Origin of the sequence: Streptomyces marispadix, from assembly GCF_022524345.1 — a bacterium.
In the GTDB taxonomy this organism is placed as follows: Bacteria; Actinomycetota; Actinomycetes; order Streptomycetales; family Streptomycetaceae; genus Streptomyces; species Streptomyces marispadix.
Map to the genome: position 1 here is coordinate 2,918,216 of NZ_JAKWJU010000002.1, position 18,861 is coordinate 2,937,076.

General features: G+C 69.6%; 18 protein-coding genes. 10 read left to right on the top strand and 8 right to left on the bottom strand.

The window, feature by feature from the left end:
- Nucleotides 1-263 precede the first annotated feature (263 nt).
- From MMA15_RS12160 to MMA15_RS12180, 5 genes are all read left to right on the top strand, one after another.
- Nucleotides 264-1,091, top strand: coding sequence for a class I SAM-dependent methyltransferase (locus MMA15_RS12160; RefSeq protein ID WP_241059291.1), 828 nt, complete (start codon nt 264-266; stop codon nt 1,089-1,091).
- A 232-nt stretch (nt 1,092-1,323) separates the two neighbouring features.
- On the top strand, nt 1,324-2,244 hold the full coding sequence (locus MMA15_RS12165; protein WP_241059293.1) for an aminoglycoside phosphotransferase/kinase family protein: 921 nt from the start codon (nt 1,324-1,326) through the stop codon (nt 2,242-2,244).
- Nucleotides 2,245-2,887: 643 nt separating this feature from the next.
- Nucleotides 2,888-3,502 (top strand): helix-turn-helix domain-containing protein, encoded by a 615-nt coding sequence (locus tag MMA15_RS12170; protein WP_241059294.1) that lies wholly within the window; start codon nt 2,888-2,890, stop codon nt 3,500-3,502.
- A 72-nt stretch (nt 3,503-3,574) separates the two neighbouring features.
- Nucleotides 3,575-4,240, top strand: a complete 666-nt coding sequence (locus tag MMA15_RS12175) for a hypothetical protein (RefSeq protein WP_241059297.1) — start codon at nt 3,575-3,577, stop codon at nt 4,238-4,240.
- A 289-nt stretch (nt 4,241-4,529) separates the two neighbouring features.
- Nucleotides 4,530-4,859: a DUF2516 family protein gene (locus MMA15_RS12180; RefSeq protein WP_241063158.1), complete on the top strand. Its 330-nt coding sequence runs from the start codon at nt 4,530-4,532 to the stop codon at nt 4,857-4,859.
- 116 nt (nt 4,860-4,975) lie between these two features.
- Here MMA15_RS12180 and MMA15_RS12185 read toward each other — a convergent pair whose 3' ends face one another.
- Entirely contained in the window at nt 4,976-6,532 is a 1,557-nt protein-coding gene (locus MMA15_RS12185; RefSeq protein ID WP_241059299.1) for a PP2C family protein-serine/threonine phosphatase, read from the bottom strand.
- Between the two features lie 212 nt (nt 6,533-6,744).
- Complete coding sequence (locus MMA15_RS12190) at nt 6,745-7,800, bottom strand: C40 family peptidase (protein WP_241059301.1); 1,056 nt, start codon at nt 7,798-7,800, stop codon at nt 6,745-6,747.
- 600 nt (nt 7,801-8,400) lie between these two features.
- On the opposite strand from MMA15_RS12190, the gene pstS reads away from it, so the two are divergent.
- The 4 genes from pstS (at nt 8,401) to pstB (ending at nt 12,743) form a co-directional block, all read left to right on the top strand.
- Nucleotides 8,401-9,513, top strand: coding sequence for a phosphate ABC transporter substrate-binding protein PstS (gene pstS, locus MMA15_RS12195; RefSeq protein WP_241059303.1), 1,113 nt, complete (start codon nt 8,401-8,403; stop codon nt 9,511-9,513).
- 240 nt (nt 9,514-9,753) lie between these two features.
- Nucleotides 9,754-10,779: a phosphate ABC transporter permease subunit PstC gene (gene pstC / locus MMA15_RS12200; RefSeq protein WP_241059305.1), complete on the top strand. Its 1,026-nt coding sequence runs from the start codon at nt 9,754-9,756 to the stop codon at nt 10,777-10,779.
- Nucleotides 10,776-11,861 carry a phosphate ABC transporter permease PstA gene (pstA, locus tag MMA15_RS12205; protein ID WP_241059312.1) on the top strand — a complete coding sequence of 362 codons (1,086 nt, stop codon included), beginning with the start codon at nt 10,776-10,778 and terminating at the stop codon, nt 11,859-11,861. The genes pstC and pstA overlap by 4 nt, the downstream gene beginning before the upstream one ends.
- A gap of 105 nt (nt 11,862-11,966) precedes the next feature.
- On the top strand, nt 11,967-12,743 hold the full coding sequence (gene pstB, locus MMA15_RS12210; RefSeq protein WP_241059315.1) for a phosphate ABC transporter ATP-binding protein PstB: 777 nt from the start codon (nt 11,967-11,969) through the stop codon (nt 12,741-12,743).
- Between the two features lie 287 nt (nt 12,744-13,030).
- Here pstB and MMA15_RS12215 read toward each other — a convergent pair whose 3' ends face one another.
- Together MMA15_RS12215 and MMA15_RS12220 are read right to left on the bottom strand one after the other, a co-directional pair.
- The gene (locus MMA15_RS12215) at nt 13,031-14,026 is read right to left on the bottom strand and encodes an inorganic phosphate transporter (protein WP_241059317.1); all 996 of its coding nucleotides are present in this window, start codon (nt 14,024-14,026) and stop codon (nt 13,031-13,033) included.
- Nucleotides 14,027-14,032: 6 nt separating this feature from the next.
- On the bottom strand, nt 14,033-14,653 hold the full coding sequence (locus MMA15_RS12220) for a DUF47 domain-containing protein (RefSeq protein WP_241059319.1): 621 nt from the start codon (nt 14,651-14,653) through the stop codon (nt 14,033-14,035).
- 302 nt (nt 14,654-14,955) lie between these two features.
- Here MMA15_RS12220 and MMA15_RS12225 point away from each other — a divergent pair, with 302 nt between their 5' ends.
- On the top strand, nt 14,956-15,357 hold the full coding sequence (locus MMA15_RS12225) for a metal-sensitive transcriptional regulator (RefSeq protein ID WP_241059321.1): 402 nt from the start codon (nt 14,956-14,958) through the stop codon (nt 15,355-15,357).
- A gap of 121 nt (nt 15,358-15,478) precedes the next feature.
- On the opposite strand, the gene MMA15_RS12230 is transcribed toward MMA15_RS12225, so the two are convergent.
- The 4 genes from MMA15_RS12230 to MMA15_RS12250 form a co-directional block, all read right to left on the bottom strand.
- Entirely contained in the window at nt 15,479-15,757 is a 279-nt protein-coding gene (locus MMA15_RS12230) for a hypothetical protein (RefSeq protein WP_372498339.1), read from the bottom strand.
- Nucleotides 15,758-15,902: 145 nt separating this feature from the next.
- Complete coding sequence (locus MMA15_RS12235; RefSeq protein WP_505016610.1) at nt 15,903-16,994, bottom strand: hypothetical protein; 1,092 nt, start codon at nt 16,992-16,994, stop codon at nt 15,903-15,905.
- Complete coding sequence (locus tag MMA15_RS12240) at nt 16,937-17,314, bottom strand: hypothetical protein (RefSeq protein ID WP_241063554.1); 378 nt, start codon at nt 17,312-17,314, stop codon at nt 16,937-16,939. The genes MMA15_RS12235 and MMA15_RS12240 overlap by 58 nt, the downstream gene beginning before the upstream one ends.
- A gap of 266 nt (nt 17,315-17,580) precedes the next feature.
- The gene (locus tag MMA15_RS12250; RefSeq protein WP_241059327.1) at nt 17,581-18,375 is read right to left on the bottom strand and encodes a phosphatase PAP2 family protein; all 795 of its coding nucleotides are present in this window, start codon (nt 18,373-18,375) and stop codon (nt 17,581-17,583) included.
- Nucleotides 18,376-18,861 lie beyond the last annotated feature (486 nt).

Here is an 18,861-nt window from a genome sequence, read left to right on the forward strand (position 1 = left end):
CCCTCGGAGGAGTCCGGGCAGTCAGCCCTAAGTCGCGGTACGTTGGCGGCTTCTGGTCGATGAAGCGTCCCGGAGCCCTGTCCTCGCCGCATTTTCGGTGGGACAGAGAAGGCCGAGAGTGCCGCTGACGCCTTCTGCATCGACATCCACCTCGCAGCCTCGCGGCCTCGTAACACGCGTGCTCCGCTGCGCGGTTGCCGGCTCGCGGCCTTGCTCCGACCACCGCTCTTTCAATCGACATGGCAGATCCGAAGGGGACCGGAATGCAGTCTGGACACGCAAGCCGCTCGGCGATGGGCAGTGCCCTGCTCAGGGCAGAACACGCCCGCTACGACCCCGCGCCCGTCCTGGACGACACCCTGTCGGGACGACTCGTCCCCGCCGCGGAACGACCACGCCTGGAGAAGACGATCGCCGGATGGCCTCCTCAGGTGCGCCGGTCTCTGCGGCTGCGTCATGCCCTTCGGGCCCGTGTGGCAGAGGACGAGGCAGTGGCGGGACTGTCCGTGGGCAGATCCGACTACGTGCTGCTCGGGTCCGGTTTGGACACATTCGCCTGGCGGCACCCGCGTGCCGGTCTCTTCCGCATCTGGGAGGTCGATCATCCGGACACCCAGGCGTGGAAGCGGTCGGCGCTCGCTCAAGCCGCGGTGGCGGAAGCGGCGAACGTCCGTTTCGTGCCCGTCGACCTGGTCGCCACGGGACTCGGGGAGTCCGGTCTGCCGGGGCACGCGACATGGAACTGGCTGGGGGTGACGATGTACCTGCCGCGAGCAGCGACCCGGACCACCCTGCGCGCCATCGCGTCCCGGCAGGAAGGGACGACGCTGGTCGCCGACTTCGTCTGTGCGAGCGGGGAGCTTGACGAGGTCGGACGGGCCGTCAGGTCCTCAACCGACGCAGCAGTCGCTGCCGACGGCGAACCCGTCCTCGCCGACTACACCACTTCCGAAGTGCGAACTCTCCTGCTTGAAGCGGGCTTTCGCGCCGTGACCCTGCTGGACGCGGAGGCCCTCCGCTCGCGCTATCCGCCCACGCGGCCTGACCTCTGCCTTTCGAGTTCCACTGTGATCGCCGTGGCAACTGTGTGACCGTTACGCCCGCACATCGCGGAGACAGGGCACAGGCCGACGTGTCCCGTCTCGATAGAGCTGGGACACCACGGTGCACTGACCTGGGGGCTCAGATCGAGTGAGACGCAGTAGCCGTGTGCGTCTCACTGAATCGCGATGGATTGTGCATTCGGTGCGGAGTTCTGGTCCCCGCCTGGGCTTTGTGGTGGCCGTCCAGATCACTTCCGCTGTGTATGGCACAGTCCGCTCCATGTCGTTGTCTGATCTGCCGGGCTGGCTACCGGCCTGGTGTGCGGACCAGTTGGGGAGTGAGCCCGTCAGCCTGCTGTTCGAGGTGCGGTCGATCTCGGCGGTGTTCGGACTGCGGCTGGCCGGTGAACGGGACGTCGTGGTGAAGGCGCGGGAGGACGATGGACGGGTTGCGTCGTGTGTAGCCGCGCAGGCCCGGTTGGCGGAGCGAGGCTTCCCGTGTGCCCGACCGCTCACGCCCGCGGTCGGCGTCGGTGGGCTGGCCGTGCACGCCGAGGAGTCCCGGTCCGGCGGTGAGCTGCTGGGTGGCGATACGCCGGACGTCGCCGTGCGCTACGCGGCGGTGTTCGCCCAGCTGATGGCCGAATTGGCTGACGTGACGGTTGACCCGCCGCTGCCAAACCCGCGCTGGGTGCGTTGGGACCACGGGGATTCCGGGCTGTGGCCGACGGTTGAGTTCCTCGACGAGCGAGACCAAAGCGCCGTGCCCGCGTACGTGGTCGACACAGCCGCCCGGGCCCGCAAGCGGATGTTGACCGCCGACCTGCCGTGCGTGCTGGGCCACGCAGACTTCGAAGCACAGAACCTTCGCTGGCACGACGGAGCCCTGTGGGCCGTACACGACTGGGACAGCCTGGCGTGGCAGCCGGAGGCGGCGCTGGTAGGTGCAGCGTGTGGAGCGTTCGCCAGCGCCTCGCCTCCGACCCTGGCCCCCATCGAGAGCTCTTCCGCGTTCCTGGAGGCCTATCAGGATCTGCGGGGACGCCGGTTCACCGTGGAGGAGCAGGAGATCGCGTGGGCGGCCAGCCTGTGGCCGGCGGCGCACAACGCCCGCTGGGAGGCCCTGCACGACGCCCCCTCGATCTCCGGTGACGCCATCCACGCACAGGCAGCCGAACGCCTCCGCCGGGCGAACGGCTAGCTGTGTTGAACCATTCGACTCGACGGCTCGCGCCCGTCGTAGTAGACCCGGTCACCCAGCGATAGCAGCTGCGGACGTGTCGGCATCCCCGGCCACCTCCTTCACCACCGCCGGTGCCGGGCGCACCAGTGGCCGCAGACAGCAACTCGCCTTGCAGGTCCACGGACGTCTCCCGGCACCACAGCAGGTGGAAGAGCACTGGCAGTACCGCGATGGGATCGCCTACGGCCTGGGCCCCGGCAGAAGACCTCGTGGCTGTGTGAACACCGCCCGCAGGTCCTCCGCCACCAGCGCACGCCGTACTCGCGAGTGCCGGTAGCCCGGCAACCAGCGCAGGAGCATGGGCGGAAGGAAGGACCGGATCGAGCACCCCCCGCTCGTAGCCCCACCCCCCCCGGGCGCAGGCCGCGGCCGTGACCGCGAACTTCGCCGCGTCCGCAGGCTCGATCCGCTCGTCGGGGCGGACGTCCAGTCGACAGCGGTGCCGTTCCGGCGGCGTACGAAGTAGTCGGGTGCGCGACTGAACCGTCGGTTCCGGTCACCGCATCGCCACGACAGCCGGAACGGCTGCCCCACGACCCCGGGAACACACTTGCAAGCACGGCGCTTGCAAAAGTTAGCAATGGGAGGCATGGTTGAGGCCATGGCTTCCCTGAACGTCGGAAATGTGGGCGAGTTCCTGCGCGAGCAGCGGCGCAACGCCAAGCTGTCGCTGCGCCAACTCTCCGACGCCGCCGGGGTGTCCAACCCGTATCTCAGCCAGATCGAGCGCGGCCTGCGCAAGCCGAGCGCCGAGATCCTCCAGCAGCTCGCCAGGGCGCTGCGGATCTCGGCCGAGACGCTGTACGTACAGGCCGGGATTCTCGACGAGCGTGAGCGGGACGACCTGTTGCAGGTTCCGGCCGCGATCCTCGCCGACTCGTCGATCAACGAGGGCCAGAAGCAGGCACTTCTCCAGATCTACGAGTCCTTCCGCAAGGAGAACGCCTCCGCGCAGCAGGAAGAGTCCGGCCGCAGCGGCGACCGGGGCAGGCGCCGCAAGCACGGCAAGCAGACCGCCGACGCGCACGGCAAGGACGCCGAAGGCGCGGGCGCGGGTGCGGGCACAGGCGCGAAGGCCCTTGCCGCGAAAGGCAGTTCCGCGAAGAGCGCGGCCGCGAAGGACGGTTCCGCGAAGGACGCGGAGGGCGACGGGGCCCCGGAGACCGCCGAGCACGCCGACGACACCAGGGACACCAGGGACACCAAGGACATCTAGGGAGCACGCAGCCCGAGCAGAGGCCATAGAGGCCGACGCCCCATAGCAGTCAGTCACAGGGAGAGACCTCTCATGCCGAACACCAAGGACATCCGCAACACCCTCACCGACCCCAAGCCGCTGTACTTCGCCGCCGGCGTCATCGACAAGATCCGCGAGGAAGCCCCCGGGCGCATCGCCGCCGTACGCGCGACCGACCCGAAGGAGGTCCAGGCGCGCTTCACCAAGCAGGCCAAGGAGACGCAGGCCAAGGTCAGCGAGACCCTCGGCGGCATCGACACCGACATCAAGAAGCTGCGCGAGCAGGCACAGCACCTGGCGTTGCAGGGCGTGGGGATCGCCGCCGAGTACGCGGTCAAGGCGCGTGAGGCCTACGACGAGCTGGCCGACCGTGGCCGTGGCGCCGTGCGCAACTGGCGCGGCGAGGACACCGAGACCCCCGAGGTGACCGTCGAGCGCGAGCCGGTGAAGGTCGCCGAGCCTCCGGCCGAGCCGCGTACCGGTACGCAGAGCGGCGCACGCAAGCCGGAACAGGGGCCGGCAGACACGGCCGCCTCTGCCAAGAAGACCGGCACGGCCCGTAAGACGACGACGGCGAAGACCACCTCGGGGAAGACCGCCGCAGGGAACGCGGGGAAGGCCGCCTCCGCCAAGCCGGACAGCAAGCCCGGCGCGGCCGGAGCGAACGGGAGCAAGACCGGCGGCAGCAAGAAGACGCCCCCGAAGTCCGGCTCCTGAATCAGAAGTCCGGCTCCTGAATCAGCGGTACGGTCTCGGGTCCGTAGTCCGGTCCTCGGGTCCGGAGTCGGTTTCCGGAGTCCGAAGTCCGGCTCCCGCGGTGCCTGAACCGGTGCCGCAGGTGCCCGGCCCCACCGCACCGCAGTGACTCCGTACCCGTTCGCAGGGCCCGGGTTTCCGGCCTGGCGAACGGGTACGGTGGCATGACGAGCGGCGCCACAGCAGGCCGCCGGGGCCGGGCATACCGGGCCATAGACGGACTTTACGTACGCACAGGGATGTGAACGAGATGATGCAGGGATTCCAAGGGCTGCTGTGGGTGATCTCCCTGGTGCTGCTGGCGATGGCGGTGTTCGCGTTCATCGACGGCGCGATGCGCCGGACCGACGCCTATCCCGCCGCCGGGAAGCAGACCAAGCCGTTCTGGCTGATCATTCTCGGCCTGACGATCGCCGTGAACGTCTACCCGATCGTCTTCCTCCAGATCGCGGGCCTGATCGCCACGATCGTCTACATCGTCGACGTCCGTCCCGCGCTGAAGCAGGTCACGGGCGGCGGTCCGCGCTGGGGCGGCAGCAGCAGCAGCGACGGGCCTTACGGTCCCTTCAACGGCCGCTAGGAACAGACCGCCGAGACCCCAGCCGAGACCCAGCCGCAGTCCGCCGGCGTCCCTGGCGGCCATCGCTCCAAAGTCCGCAGCGGCCTCGCTCCCAAGCCGTCGCGGCCCCGCCCCTGTCACTGCCGGTTGAGCAGCAAGACCGCCACGTCGTCGGTGAGTTCGCCGCCGTTCAGGCGCCTGACGTCCTCCATCGTCGCGTCCAGCAGATGTTCGCCGTCGATGCCCTGTGCCATGCGGTCCGTGACGATGTCGATCATTCCGTCCTGGCCCAGGCGCTGCCGCCCTTCACCGATGTGCCCCTCGATGAGCCCGTCGGTGTACATCAACAGGCTCCAGGCGCGGCCCAGTTCGACCTGGCGCCGCGGCCAGCGGGCGTTCGGCACGACGCCGAGCGCCGGTCCGCTGTAGTCGTAGGGGAGCAGCCGCGGCACCGAGCCGCTCGCCCCCGCGACCAGCGGTGAGGGGTGTCCCGCGAGGCAGACCCCGGCACGGCGCCCGTCGGGGGCGATGTCGACCGTGCACAGTGTGGCGAAGATCTCATCGCTGGCGCGCTCGTTGTCCAGCACCTTCTGGAGCGTGCCGAGGAGTTCGTCCCCGCACAGGCCCGCGAACGTCAGCGCACGCCAGGCGATGCGCAGTTCGACGCCCAGCGCCGCCTCGTCCGGGCCGTGGCCGCAGACGTCCCCGATCATCGCGTGCACGGTGCCGTCGGCGGTGCGCACGGTGTCGTAGAAGTCGCCGCCGAGAAGGGCGCGGGAGCGGCCCGGCCGGTAGCGCGCCGCGAAGTGGAGTTCGCTGCCGGACAGCAGCGGCGTGGGCAGCAGCCCGCGCTCCAGACGTGCGTTCTCCTGTGCGCGGAGCCGGGATTCGGTGAGCTGCCGCTGGGCGAGGTCGGCGCGCTTGCGCTCCACGGCGTAGCGGATGGCGCGGTTGAGCAGCCGTCCGTCCAGTTCGTCGCGGAAGAGATAGTCCTGGGCGCCGACCCGGACCGCCTCGGCGGCGCGTTCCGCGTCGGCGCCGTCCGTGAGCACGATGACCGCGTGCAGCGGTGCCAGGCGCAGCACGTGGCGCAGGATCTCCAGTTCGCCGGTGACGCCGGTGTCGCCGTCCTCGGACGAGGAGCCGTCGGCGGCGGCCACGCTCCCGGAAGCGGAGGCGGGCCCGGCCTCTGAACCGGGCCCGGACCCCGGCCCCGACGGAACGGACCCCGATCCGGAGCCGGCGGACCCGGACCGGCCGGCAGAGCCGACGACCTCGACAGCACCGCCGCCCGCGGATCTCGCGCCCGCACCGCCCGCGTCCTGCCGTACCCCGGGGTCCTTCCTTCCGCCCATGCTCCTTCTTCCGCCCGCCCCGGTCAGCGCCAGGTCGAGCAGGATGCACTGCACGTCGTCGGTGAGCAGCCGTTCTGCCTCGGTGAGGTTGCGGGCCGTACGCACCTTGATGCGCTCGGCCGACGCTCCTCTATGCGCGTCGCCGGGGAGGTAGCCGCCGGCGGCGTCGAGAAGTCCGGGCACGCTGCGGCCGCCCGCGAGGTTGTCCTCGATGACGAGCAGCGTCAGGGCGTCCTTCACGGCCGTCCCGGTCCGCTCGTGCGATCCACTGCTCTGCGGGGGCACCGACGCGTGGGTCCGCGCGGACACAGCGTCCTCGCGTGGCACGCCTACGGGCATATGTGCTTCCTTCCCTCCCCCCGAGGGCGGCGGCCGTGCGCCAGCCGGCACACCGCCAGGGCCCGGTCCGGCGGTGGCGTTCCGCCCGCCCGCACTCGACCGGGCTGTCCAGGGGACCTTAGCGCTCCCGCACGTACGTACGGAATGGATGACAGAAATCCGCCACTGTCATATGCCTGTGTCCACCTGGGAGGCCGCCGCGTCGCGGCACCTCATCCGTCGGGCCGCACAACGCCCTTGATCAGCAGCGAGCCCGCTCCCGCGACCGTGATCTGCCGGCCCGTACGCGGGGCGTGGATCATCTCGCCGTCACCCACGTACATCCCCACGTGGCTCGCGTCCCTCTTGTAAATGATCAGGTCGCCGGGGCGCATCTTCCTGATGGGCACATGCCTGAGCTGCTTCCACTGCTCCTGCGACGTGCGCGGGATCTCATGACCGGCGGACTGCCAGGCGCGCAGGGTCAGCCCGGAGCAGTCGAACGTACGGGGCCCCTCGGCGCCCCACTCGTAGTCCTTGCCGATCTGGTTCGTGGCGTAGGCGATCGCCTTCTTCCCGGACTTCGACGCCTTGCCGGAGATCTCGTCCAGCACACCGGATTCGAGCCACTTCGACTGCCGTGCCTGCGCCGCCTTGTCCTCCAGCTCCAGCAGCCGCTCCAACTCCTCGGTCGCGAGCTGGGATTCGAGGTCTTCGGCCTTCTCGAGGTCCTTTTCGATCTTCTTCTTCGCCGCGGCCTTGCGCTTCTTGTTCTCTTTCAGCTTGCGCAGCTTCTCGGATGCCTCAGCGGCGTAGTCGTCCAGGCGGGACTCGGTCTCGGCGAGCGTGGTGATGACGCCCTTGGCCGCCTGCTGGCCCTTACGCATGATCACCGCGTCGCGCATGAACGCCTCGGGGCTGTCGCGCAGAATCAGATGGGCCTCGTCCGGCATCCCACCGGCGCGGTACTGGGCGCGAGCCAGCGCACCGGCGGTCTTCGTGTACTTCCCCCGCGTCTTGCGCAGCCCGTCGATCTTCTCCGTCAGCCTGTCGACGGCCTTCTGCTGCTTCTCGGCGCGCTCCTGCGCCCCGTTGTACGCGTCCGTCGCCGACTCCGCGGCCTCATGGAGGCGGTCTATCCGCTTGGCGACCTCCTCCAGGCTCCGCTGCCCGCCGCCCGGCTCCGCCGGACCCGCCGGGCTTGCGTACGCACTGCCCGCCACGGGTCCCGCCAGCAGTCCCAGCGTGCAGGCCGCCACCAGCATCCGGCGCTTCCCCGTACCGCCCACGTGGCCCCCTCGCCGTAGTCCGTCTCTTCGGGGTCTGTCCTAGGGGTTCTCGGTCACTCGCCGCCGTACGCGGCGCCGTACCCGGCTTCGTACAAGGTGTCGTACAGGTCGCGGTGCGAAGTCGTCGTGCGGCGCCTATCGGCCACGGAGTGGCGCCCGTCGCCGAACGGGTCCGCCCTCTACGGTCTTCCACCGCCGGCCGCGGTCAACCACCGCCGCTTCAGCGGATGTTGCCATGCGCCCACGGAATCCGACAGGGCCACGATCGGCTACCGGCCGCTTCCCGACTCCCCCTCGCCGCCCCGGAATTGACGCTTCCGTGCGTACGTGCGCACGTCACCGGCGGGGTCGGCGACGGGACCCGTGCTCCTTCCCCCGGCGCCGAATTCGGCTCGCAGGCGTCTTGCGCCCGCGGCGACATTCGCCATGGGGCCGACTGCCGAGGTTCACCGTGCGTTCATTCGCCTTCGTGGGGCGCTTCACCTGATCTGTCTAATTTCGGCCTTACGGAGAGCGGACGTACGCCCTCCGAAACCCACCGGCACCTCAAGCCTTGCGCGCCGACCCCACCGGCGGGCTCCAGGAAGGAACCGAACGAAAGTGATTCAGCGCACGAACCGGCTTCGCGCCCTCGCCCTCGGCGCCATCGCGGTCTCCGGCGCCCTGGTACTCACCGCCTGCGGCTCGGACACCAACACCAGCAAGGACGCCCAGAAGGCGGCCGCGAACATCAAGTGCGACGGCAAGGGCAAGCTGCTCGCCTCCGGCTCCACGGCACAGAAGAACGCCGTCGACGCGTGGGTGAAGAACTACCAGACGGCCTGCAAGGAAACCCAGATCAACTACAAGGACATCGGCTCCGGCGGCGGCATCCAGGAGTGGCTCCAGGGCACCACCGCCTTCGCAGGGTCCGACTCCGCGCTGAAGCCGGACGAGCTCGCCAAGTCCAAGAAGGTCTGCAAGGGCGGCCAGGGCATCAACCTGCCGATGCTCGGCGGCCCCATCGCGATCTCCTACAACCTCCCGGGCGTCGACGGTCTCGTACTGGACGCGCCCACGCTGGCCAAGATCTTCGACTCGAAGATCAAGAAGTGGAACGACCCGGAGATCAAGAAGCTCAACCCGGACGCGAAGCTGCCCAGCACGGACATCCAGCCGTTCCACCGCTCCGACGAGTCGGGCACCACGCAGAACCTCGGCAAGTACCTCGGCACGGCGGCCAAGGGCGACTGGAAGTACCCGGACGAGAAGTCCTGGCCCGCCAAGGGCGGCCAGTCCGCGTCCGGTTCGGCAGGCATCGCACAGCAGGTGAAGCAGACCGAAGGCGCCATCGGCTACTTCGAGCTGTCCTACGCCACCGCCAACAACCTCGACAGCGTCAAGATCGACACCGATGCGGGCAAGGCCGTCGAGCCAACGGCGGAGAACGCCTCCAAGGCCATCGGCGACGCCGAAGTCACCGGCAAGGGCAAGGACTTGGCCCTCGACCTCAACTACAAGACGAAGGTCGAGGGGGCCTACCCCATCATCCTCGTCACGTACGAGATCGCCTGCGACAAGGGCAACAAGGCCAAGACGCTCGACGCCACCAAGTCCTTCCTGACGTACACGGCGGGCAAGGACGGCCAGGGCGAACTGGCGAAGCTCGGCTACGCGCCGCTGCCCGACGAGATCGCTCAGAAGGTCCGCAAGACCATTCCCGAGCTGTCCTGACCGAACGCCCCGGGCCGGGCGGCGCGCAAGCGAACGCGCCCCGGCCCGGGGCCGGTCCGCGTCCTGGCCGCCCAGGGTGCGCCCGCCGCTCCATCGCCCTCCCGGCACCTCCGGCCCCGAGACCCGGCGAGCCGGAGAACCACCGGCCTCACATCCACCGAGCCCGAGACATCACCGACCCAGCGACCCATCCGGTGCACCGCCGCCAGGGGAGACCTCCCCGACCAGACCGGAGACACCATGGACACCACCAGCACTTCCGAGAAAGCGCCGCCGCCGGCCGAACCGGCGGCCGGAGCCGCCCCCGCGACGGCCACCGCGCCAGTCAAGGGCAAGGCCGTACGCCCCGGCGACAAGATCTTCCGCGGCCTCTCACGGGGCTCCGGCATCACACTGCTCGTGATCATGGCCGCGATAGCGGGTTTCCTCGCCTACCGCGCGTCCATCGCCGTATCCAAGGACTCGGTCAACTTCCTGACCGCCTTCGAGTGGAACCCTCAGGGCGACCCGCCCGCGTTCGGCATCGGCGTCCTGGCCTTCGGCACGATCGTCAGCTCCGTCATCGCCATGATCATCGCGGTGCCGATCGCCGTGGGCATCGCGCTGTTCATCTCGCACTACGCGCCGCGCCGCATCGCCGCGCCCCTCGCCTATGTGATCGACCTGCTGGCCGCCGTGCCCTCGATCATCTACGGCCTGTGGGGCGCGCTCTTCCTCGTCCCGTACCTCGACGGGCTGACCCGCTGGCTCGACGAATTCCTGGGCTGGACAACGGTGTTCGACATGACGAACCCCGGCAGCCCGGCCCGCTCGATCTTCACCGTGGGCATCCTGCTCGCGATCATGATCCTGCCGATCATCACCAACGTCACCCGCGAAGTCTTCCTCCAGGCACCGAAGATGTACGAGGAGGCCGCGCTCGCGCTCGGCGCGACCCGCTGGGAGACCATCCGCACCTCCGTACTCCCCTTCGGCCGCTCCGGCATCATCTCCGCGTCGATGCTCGGCCTCGGACGTGCGCTCGGCGAGACGATGGCCGTCGCCACCGTGCTCTCCCCCGGCTTTCTCTTCAGCCTGCGCATCCTCGACCCGGGGAGCGGCACCTTCGCGCAGAACATCGCCGCGAAGTTCAACGAGGCGGACGACTTCGGCCGTGACGCGCTGATCGCCTCCGGCCTCGTCCTCTTCGTCATCACCCTGCTCGTCAACGGCGCGGCCCGCTGGATCATCGCGCGCCGCAAGGAGTACTCGGGGGCCAACGCATGAGCGACAACGTCCTGCTTGAGAAGCCGCAGGTCACCGACCCGCCGCCGCACGCCGCGCCCCTCGCACGACGCCGGCTGCCGAGGTGGTCGCCGGTCGCGATCGCCGTCGTCTCCGCCGTGCTGGGCATCGGCGTCGGCAGCGCCGCCGGCTGGCAGAGCCGCATCCAGTGGGGCCTGCTCGGCGCCCTGTTCTTCGTCGTCGTCACATACGCGGTGACGAGCCTCGTCGAGGACCGCAGGCAGGCCCGCGACCGCGTGGCCACCAGCGTCATCTGGGTCTGCTTCGTCCTCGCCGTCGTCCCCCTCGTCTCCCTGGCGTGGACGACGGTCAGCCGTGGAGCGAAGCTGCTCGACGGTTACTTCCTCTCCCACTCCATGGGCGGCATGACCAACCTGGAGGAGGGCGGCGGCGTCTACCACGCGCTGCTGGGCACCCTCGAACAGGTCGGTCTGGCCACCCTCATCGCCGCACCCGTCGGCCTGCTGACGGCCGTCTACCTCGTCGAGTACGGACAGGGCAGGCTCGCCCGAGCCGTCACCTTCTTCGTGGACGTCATGACGGGCATCCCGTCCATCGTCGCGGGCCTCTTCGTCCTCGCGTTCTGGAACCTGGGCCTCGGATTCGGCCCGTCCGGCTTCGCGGGCTCGATGGCCCTGGCGATCCTGATGATGCCGGTCGTGGTCCGCTCCACCGAGGAGATGCTCAAGCTCGTACCGAACGAACTGCGCGAGGCGTCACTGGCGTTGGGCGTGCCGAAGTGGCGCACGATCCTCAAGGTCGTGATCCCGACGTCAATCGGCGGCATCGCCACCGGCGTGATGCTCGCGATCGCCCGCATCACCGGCGAGACCGCGCCCGTCATGCTGCTGGTCTTCGGCAACACGCTGATCAACCCGAACCCGTTCTCAGGCGCGCAGGAGTCCCTGCCGCTCTACGTCTGGAACCAGTACAAGCTCGGCAACGCGGCGAGCATCGACCGGGCCTGGGCGGGTGCGCTGACGCTCATCGCCTTCGTGATGCTGCTCAACCTCGTCGCCCGCGCCATCGCCCGCTGGAAGGCGCCCAAGGCGGGGGGCCGCTGATGTCCGCGCCCGCGCCTGCGTCCGTGTCCGCGCCCGTACTCGCGTCCGTATGCGCGGACCCCCCGAACTCCTCGTACTCCCCGCACTCAGAAAGCGACTGACACCATGGCCAAGCGCATCGACGTCAGCGGCCTGACAGCCTTCTACGGCTCCCACCGGGCCATCGACGACATATCCATGAGCGTCGAACCCCGCTCCGTCACGGCCTTCATCGGCCCGTCCGGCTGCGGCAAGTCGACCTTCCTGCGCACCCTCAACCGCATGCACGAGGTCACGCCCGGCGGCCGCGTCGAGGGCAAGGTGATGCTGGACGACGAGGACCTGTACGGCACGCAGGTCGACCCCGTCGCCGTGCGCCGCACCATCGGCATGGTCTTCCAGCGCCCCAACCCCTTCCCGACGATGTCCATCTACGACAACGTCGCGGCCGGTCTGCGGCTCAACGGCCAGAAGAAGAAGCGCGACCTGGACGAGACCGTCGAGCGCTCCCTCAAGGGCGCCAATCTGTGGAACGAGGTCAAGGACCGCCTCAACAAGCCCGGTTCGGGCCTCTCCGGCGGCCAGCAGCAGCGGCTGTGCATCGCACGCGCCATCGCCGTACAGCCTCAGGTGCTGCTGATGGACGAGCCCTGCTCGGCCCTCGACCCGATCTCGACGCTGGCGATCGAGGACCTCATCGCGGACCTGAAGTCGCAGTTCACCATCGTCATCGTCACGCACAACATGCAGCAGGCGGCGCGGGTTTCGGACCGTACGGCCTTCTTCAACCTCGCCGCGGTCGGCGAGCCCGGCAGGCTCATCGAGATCGACGAGACCGAGCGGATCTTCTCCAACCCCTCGGTCCAGGCCACGGAGGACTACATCTCCGGCCGCTTCGGCTGAACCGCCGCGAACGGACCGCGCCTTACGGGCCCGGACGTCCACACGGCCTCGCGGTGCTGCATTGGCGGTGCCACCGCAAGGCGGCGGGCTCGTCCCCGACACCACCGGGGACGAGCCCGCACAACGTCCGGCCGCGGAGGTCCCACCGCCGAGCCGGGCGCCCAATTCCCGGACGGGGGACCGGAGATGCGAGCCGGCAGCTCGACGGGCCCGGACGCGACGCACCCGGGGCCCGACGGACCCGGGCCCGGTGCGCCTGGCCTCGACGGACCGGGGAGAGGAAACGGTCAGCCGAAGATCAGCGCCACGATCCCGTAGCTGAGCGCCGCCACGATCGCCGCCGCCGGCATGGTGATGAACCACCCCATGACGATGTTCTTCGCGACTCCCCAACGCACCGCGGACACCCGCTTGGTCGCCCCCACGCCCATGATCGCGGACGTGATGACGTGCGTCGTCGAGATGGGCGCGTCGAAGATGAAGGACGCGGTGTACATGACCGAGGCGGCGGTCGTCTCACCGGCGAAGCCCTGCGGCGGGTCGAGTTCGATGATCCGGCGGCCCAGCGTCCGCATGATGCGCCAGCCGCCCGCGTACGTACCGAGCGAGAGCATCGTGGCACAGGCGATCTTGACCCACAGCGGGATGCCCTTGTCCTCCTGCACATCGGCGATGGTCAGTGCCATCACGACGATGCCCATGGTCTTCTGCGCGTCCTGGAGACCGTGCCCGAGGGCCATTCCCGCCGCGGAGACCGTCTGCGCTATCCGGAATCCACGCTTCGCACGGTGCGGATTGGCACGCCGGAACAGCCAGAGGATCAGGCACATCACCAGATAGCCGAGGACCATCCCGACCACCGGCGAGATGAACATCGGCAGGACGACCTTCTCGACGACTCCCGTCCAGATGACCGCGATACCGCCCGCCAGGGCCGCGCCGACCATTCCGCCGAAGAGCGCGTGCGAGGACGAGGACGGCAGCCCGAAGTACCAGGTGATCAGGTTCCATACGATCGCGCCCGCGAGGGCGGCGAACAGAATGCCCATCCCGCGCTGCCCGTGCGGCGTCTCGATCAGGCCCTTGCTCACGGTCGCGGCGACGCCGCTGCCCAGGAAGGCGCCCGCGAGGTTCATCACGGCGGCCATGGCGAGCGCGGCGCGCGGCGTCAGCGCCCGCGTGGAGACGGACGTGGCGATGGCGTTCGCCGAGTCGTGGAAGCCGTTGGTGTACGTGAAGAAGAGCGCGACCCCGATGGTCACGACCAGAGCGAACGTGTCCACAGGTGGTCAGGACTCCTTGACCGCGATGGTCTCGACCGTGTTGGCCACATGCTCGAAGGCGTCCGCGGCCTCCTCCAGCACGTCCACGACCTGCTTGAGCTTCATGACGTCCATCGCGTCGTACTTGCCGTTGAAGAGGTAGGCGAGCAGCTTGCGATGGATCTGGTCGGCCTGGTTCTCCAGGCGGTTGACCTCGATCCAGTATTCGGTGAGGTTCTCCATCGTCCGCAGGTGCGGCATGGCCTCCGCGGTCAACTCCGCGGCCCGCGCGAGGACCTCGATCTGCTGCTCGATGCCCTTCGGCAGATCTTCGATCTCATAGAGGACGACGAGATCGACGGCCTCCTCCATGTAATCCATGATGTCGTCGAGCGACGAGGCCAGCTTGTAGATGTCCTCCCGGTCGAAGGGCGTGATGAAGGAGGAGTTGAGCTGGTGGAAGATGGCGTGGGTCGCGTCGTCGCCCGCGTGTTCAGCCGCCCGCATACGCTCGGCGATCTCGGCGCGAGCGGAGGACTCCGCCCCGAGCAGTTCCATGAGGAGCTTGGAGCCCGTGACGATGTTGTCCGCGGAGGCCGCGAACATGTCGTAGAAGCTCGTCTCCCTTGGGGTCAGACGAAAGCGCACTGGAGATCCTCGGGGTGCATCGGAAACGGTCTGGCTGATGCTAAGCGCATCATCCGGCCACGGCGAGGCGGCCTCAGACAGTGTCGCCCATAGCTGCTTGTGCCCCGAAGGGCCCTCCCCGAATCCGGTAACATATACCCACGAGGGGTATATTCTTCGCGGTTGTCACGGGCCTGCACAGGCCCTCGCCACCGCATATTTCAGGCCATCGGGGCCCTTTCCCGGACGCCTTTACGGACTCCCCGTTCCGTACGGAGGCGCTCCCGGCGGCGCCCCACCGACCGACGGAGGACCCATGACCAGTGCCGGCGCCTCAGACCGTACGGGCTCGGCTCCGCTACGCGGACGGCGCGGACGACGCCCGGGGCCCGGACGGGTCCCGGAGCGCTGACGACCAGTGCTCCGCGCACGCGGCCACCGGCGAACACGGCTACAGCAAGGACAAGGACGCCCACCTCAAGCGCCTGCGGCGGATCGAGGGCCAGGTGCGCGGACTACAGCGCATGGTGGACGAGGACGTGTACTGCATCGACGTCCTCACCCAGGTCTCCGCCTCCACCAAGGCACTTCAGTCCTTCGCGCTGCGGCTGCTGGAGGAGCATCTGCGGCACTGCGTCGCTCATGCGGCGCGTGAGGGCGGCTCCGAGATGGACGACAAGGTGGCGGAGGCCACAGCGGCCATAGCACGGTTGTTGCGTACGTGAGCAAGTTCCGAACGTAAGCAGGGGAGTGGAACGGGCGGCGGAGGGCTGGGCGGAGGAGAGATTCGTCTCGCAGTGACGGATCACACAACGGCCGCCGCCGGTGCGGGCGACGGCACCTCCGTCAACTCCGTCTCCCCGACGGCTGGGTGGGCCGCCCGGCGGGGGCGGGTCTCGAGGGCGCGGCGCAGCGCTGCACCGGCCGGGACACCGACTGCCAGGCGGTCTCGTCCACTTCGCCGGGAACCGTCCCGAGCACCTCGTCGATGCGTGCGAGGCTCAGCCGCTCCTCACCGGCGGCCTCGGCCGCGGAGGCCGCGATCATCAGCTCGCCGCACAGCTCGATCTCGGCGAGGGCGACGTGATCCTGGACCACAGAACCCCGCGAACCACGTCCGGGCACACCGGGAACGCTGCCAGGCACACGCACCACCTCCTCCTGTATCCCCACAGTAGGTACGGGCGCACCCTCCGCACATGGCAATTCCGAACCATTTCGCACTCGTCACCGCAGCCGGAACGTGCTGTGCGAACCCGGTCCAAGTCGCCTAGAACGGCGCGATCTTTCCCGCGTAGATGTCGTCCGGTCCGGGCATCGCAACCTTCACGGGGACGCCGTAGCCGTAGAACCACGTCGTCGCAGCGACTGCGACTTCGTTGTCACGGACGTCACTTCGGTCGCGGCCTCCGCGGCCGACGCCGTTGCCGGAGCCACCGGCGGCCTGGGACTTCGTCCCGTCCGTGCCGCTCGGCGCACCGCCCGCGAAGGTGAACTGGTGCCGAACCTTCCGGAGGCGCCCCTGCCCATCGATCTGCGCGTCAAACGGGACGGTTCCGTGGGAGAAACCCCGTGCCGCCGCCTCCAGCTCACCGCGGCGGCGGGGCGAGGCCTCGCGTGCGGCGGCGGCCAGGTCGAGCGTGCCGTGGTAGCGCCGTACGACCGTGCCGCCCGAGGTCGTCGCCTTGCCGTCGTACGTGGTCTCCCGTGCGCCGCGCAGCAGTTCGGCCGCGCTCCCGGGGTCCGTGGCGCCCGCGCTGATCAGATTCCCGTCGGGGAGTTCGTCCGTGGCCACCCGCACCCACTTCCCGGCGGGGACGCCCGCGCCGCGGTTCTTCATGTAGAGGGCGCGGGGGACGAGCAGTTCCGTGACCGTGCGCCGCTCACCGGGCCGCGCGCCCGAAGTGCCCTCGGGCAGCCGCACGGTGAGCCTGCCCTTTCCCCGCCGGTAGTCGAAGCCGCCCTCGCCCTCCACGGCGATACGGGTGCCGCCGCTCGCCATCGCCATGGACGTACGGGCGCGTGAGGTGCCGTACTCCACGAGGGCCGCCGCCGCGGAACGTACTGCCTCACGTGGGTCCGAGGGGAACCGGAAACCGGCCGAAGCGGATCTTCCGGATGCGCCGGCGCGGCCCGAAACTCCGGACGGCTGACCGGAAGCAGCGGCTGCGCCGTGCGCCGCCGGCGCTCCGGACGGCAGCGTCGCCCCCGAACCGCCGTATGTGCCAAGCGGTTTCCTGTCGCTCGCCGCGGCCGTGGTGTCGTCCGTACAGCCGGTGACCAGTAGCAGCGGCGCCACGGCGGTCACCGACGCCGCGGCGAGGATCGACACGTGCCTGCGCCCGTGCCGCTGCGCAACCATCGTCTGCCCGCCCCCAACGTGCGTTCTCTGTCCGGGATTCGATCGCTTAACGACGGGCCGGGGCCGCCCGTCACGGGGGCGGATACGGTGGGCGCGTGCGAGAGCGAGCGGGGCGGGACGAGAGCCGGGATCAGGAGCGGGGTCAGAACGACGGCCGGGATCGCGGCCGAAGTCTCGGCGGTCTCGGCCGGAATCGCGCCGGGGATCTCGGCGCGGATCTCGGCGCGGATCGCGCCGGGGATCTCGGCGCGGATCGCGGTGGGGATCGCGGCCAGGAGGAACATCTCGTGTCGGCCGTGGAACGGGGCGCCTTCAGCCACGCACGGTGCTCATGCGGCTGGACCGGGCCCGCCCGCCGGTCGAGAGAGACCTCACGAGCCGATGCGGCGGGGCACAGCGAGTCGCAGAGCGGGAGTACGACCGGGGACGTGGCCGGTAAGGGCAGCGAGGGCCGCGCCCTTCACGACCGCTGAACTCGACTGCTGCCGGGGCCGGTCGGGCGACCGGCCGATTCGGGCGACCGCGACCCCGACCGGCTCGGGCGACCGCGGCCAGGGTCATCCGGTCCGGCCGGGCCGTTCCTCGTTCACGCCGCCAGATCGCGGTCGTTACGGCTGCCGCGCCCACGCGGCGGCGGCTGCACATCGGAGCCCGAATCCGAACCGGTGCCGGTGCCCGAGGCGTTCGGCGCCCCCGGCTCCGCATCAGCCTCGGCCGCCTCCTCCGGCAGCGCCTTGGCACTTGTGCGCTCCCGGCGCCTCGAAGCCCCGGCCCACACCAGCGCCCCCGTACGAGGCGATCCCGCCAGCGAGCGCACCAGCGGAGTGAGCACCCAGGTCGCGGGCGGCGCCAGCAGCAACGCGACCGCCGCACCGAGCGCGAGCCCGCCGACCACGTCCGTCGGATAGTGAACGCCCATGTAGACACGGCTGACTCCGGCCAGTACGGCGAGCAGGATTCCGACGAGGCCGTAACGCCGGTGGACCATGAAGACGCCCACCGCCAGGGCCATGGCCAGCGTCGAGTGGTCGCTGACGAACGAGTAGTCGCCCTTGCCCTCGACGAGCACATCGAGGCCCTTGTGCTCCACGAACGGACGGGGCCGCTCGACGAGGCCCCTGATGGGGATGTTCACCAGCAGCGCGATCCCCGCGGCCAGCGGGGTCCACAGCAGACCGGCGAAGCCGGCGACCGCGTCCTCACGCCTTGCCTTGCGGCGTACGATCCGCCACCACGCGAGGACCATCAGCAGGGCCAGGCCGATGACCACGCCGTACTCACCGGCGGCCGCCATGGTCCGGTCGGCCCAGGCCGGGGCGGACTCGGCGACGCCGTTGATCTCGTAGAGCAGATCGACGTCCGGGTCGTCCCAAACTGCCATCGTGATGCTGACCTCACTCTGCTCCGCTGTGCTCTGCTCATGGTCGTCTGCCGCTCGACCCCCGTGCCCCCGTGCCCCGTTGGTGCCGTGGTGCCTGGATGCGGAAGGGCCTTCCGCCGTAAAGAGAACGCCCGTCGGCGCGCGCCCCGTTCCGGTCTTACCGAACGATCACCCGGACGTTATCGAAGGGTGACCGGTCTTCCCAGCTCAGGGGAGTAGCCCTCACGCACCGTCCCGCAATGATTACACCTTTCTGCACATCCTCTCGGCGCTCTGCCCCGCTTCCACCCACAGCACACCTGTCCGGTGTTGTGACGTCTCGTCACCCGGTTCGGTTCACGTGTTCCGTGTCACCGTCGGAGCCGTCCACGCATCGGTGCGGCGGCTGCCGAACTCCCGGGCCACGAGGGCCAGTCGGCGCCGTTCCCGGTGTGTGGCACCGTTCCCGGTGTGTGGCGCCGAACCGCTCCAGGGCCGCGCCCCGAC

Bases quoted from the DNA above. Each gene is read 5' to 3' on its own strand.
- MMA15_RS12165 (WP_241059293.1), top strand. From the start codon at position 1,324: ATGTCGTTGTCTGATCTGCCGGGCTGGCTACCGGCCTGGTGTGCGGAC.
- MMA15_RS12170 (WP_241059294.1), top strand. From the start codon at position 2,888: ATGGCTTCCCTGAACGTCGGAAATGTGGGCGAGTTCCTGCGCGAGCAG.
- pstC (WP_241059305.1), top strand. From the start codon at position 9,754: ATGGACACCACCAGCACTTCCGAGAAAGCGCCGCCGCCGGCCGAACCG.
- MMA15_RS12185 (WP_241059299.1), bottom strand. From the start codon at position 6,532: ATGCCCGTAGGCGTGCCACGCGAGGACGCTGTGTCCGCGCGGACCCAC.
- MMA15_RS12180 (WP_241063158.1), top strand. From the start codon at position 4,530: ATGATGCAGGGATTCCAAGGGCTGCTGTGGGTGATCTCCCTGGTGCTG.
- MMA15_RS12160 (WP_241059291.1), top strand. From the start codon at position 264: ATGCAGTCTGGACACGCAAGCCGCTCGGCGATGGGCAGTGCCCTGCTC.
- pstB (WP_241059315.1), top strand. From the start codon at position 11,967: ATGGCCAAGCGCATCGACGTCAGCGGCCTGACAGCCTTCTACGGCTCC.
- MMA15_RS12235 (WP_505016610.1), bottom strand. From the start codon at position 16,994: ATGGTTGCGCAGCGGCACGGGCGCAGGCACGTGTCGATCCTCGCCGCG.
- pstA (WP_241059312.1), top strand. From the start codon at position 10,776: ATGAGCGACAACGTCCTGCTTGAGAAGCCGCAGGTCACCGACCCGCCG.
- MMA15_RS12250 (WP_241059327.1), bottom strand. From the start codon at position 18,375: ATGGCAGTTTGGGACGACCCGGACGTCGATCTGCTCTACGAGATCAAC.
- MMA15_RS12175 (WP_241059297.1), top strand. From the start codon at position 3,575: ATGCCGAACACCAAGGACATCCGCAACACCCTCACCGACCCCAAGCCG.